The sequence below is a fragment of the Streptomyces pimonensis genome (assembly GCF_041380215.1).
Classification (GTDB): domain Bacteria; phylum Actinomycetota; class Actinomycetes; order Streptomycetales; family Streptomycetaceae; genus Streptomyces; species Streptomyces pimonensis.
Map to the genome: position 1 here is coordinate 1 of NZ_JAHWZY010000125.1, position 1,072 is coordinate 1,072.

Sequence of the window (1,072 nt, forward strand, 5' to 3'; positions counted from 1 at the left end):
GAGGACGGCAACCGGCAGGCGCTGGCGCACTTCATCACCTCCAGCCCGTGGGATCCGGCCCATGTGCGGGCCCGGCTGGCCTGGCGGATGCACGAGGTGATCGGCCCGGAAGCCCTGATCGTCGACGACACCGGGTTCCTGAAGGACGGGGACGCCTCGGCGTGTGTGGCCCGGCAGTACACCGGCACCGCGGGCAAGGTCACCAACTGCCAGGTGGGCGTCTCGGTGCATCTGGCCACCGACCGTGCCTCCGCGGCCGTCAACTGGCGACTGTTCTTGCCCGCCTCCTGGGACCCGGCCTCGCCCGAGGCCGATGCGGTCAAGGTCGCCCGCCGCACTCGCTGCGGGATTCCCGACCGGGTGGGGCATGTGGAGAAGTGGCAGCTGGCTCTGGACATGATCGACGAGACCCGCTCGTGGGGCCTCGACCTCCCACTGGTGGTCGCGGACGCCGGCTACGGCGATGCGACCGCCTTCCGCCTCGGCCTGGAGGAACGGAACCTGCCCTACGCGGTCGGGATCTCCTCCCGGCTCACCGCTCATCCAGGCCATGCGCGGCCGGCCACCCCCGCCTACAGCGGCACCGGCCGCCCGCCGGTGGCGAAGTACCCGGACAAGGCCATGACGGTGAAGGAACTGGTCATTGCCGTCGGCCCGGCAGGCGGCCCGGCCGGTGTCCTGGCGGGAAGGTTCCCGGCCGGGCACCGGCCGCAGCGGGCTGAAGCGCATGTACTCGCGTTTCGTCGCCCTGCGCATCCGGCCCGCCGGGCGCGAGATCCGCCAGGCCACGGACGGTCCGGAACTCCCCGAGCGGTGGCTGCTGGCCGAATGGCCCGCCGGTGAGAGCGGGCCGGTGCAGTTCTGGCTGTCGGACCTGCCCCCGGCATGCCCCTGGCCACACTGGTGCGGCCGGCCAAGCTCCGCCGGCGCATCGAACACGACTACCGGGAGATGAAACAGGCCCTGGGCCTGGCCCACTTCGAGGGCCGCACCTGGACCGGCTGGCACCACCACGTCACCCTCGTCTGTGCCGCCCATGCCTTCTGCACCCTGCAACGGCTGACGCGAGACC

General features: G+C 72.1%; 1 pseudogene. It reads left to right on the forward strand.

From position 1 onward, the window contains the following. A pseudogene (locus KYY02_RS33635) lies at positions 1 to 1,072 on the forward strand (IS701 family transposase); the annotation flags it as partial.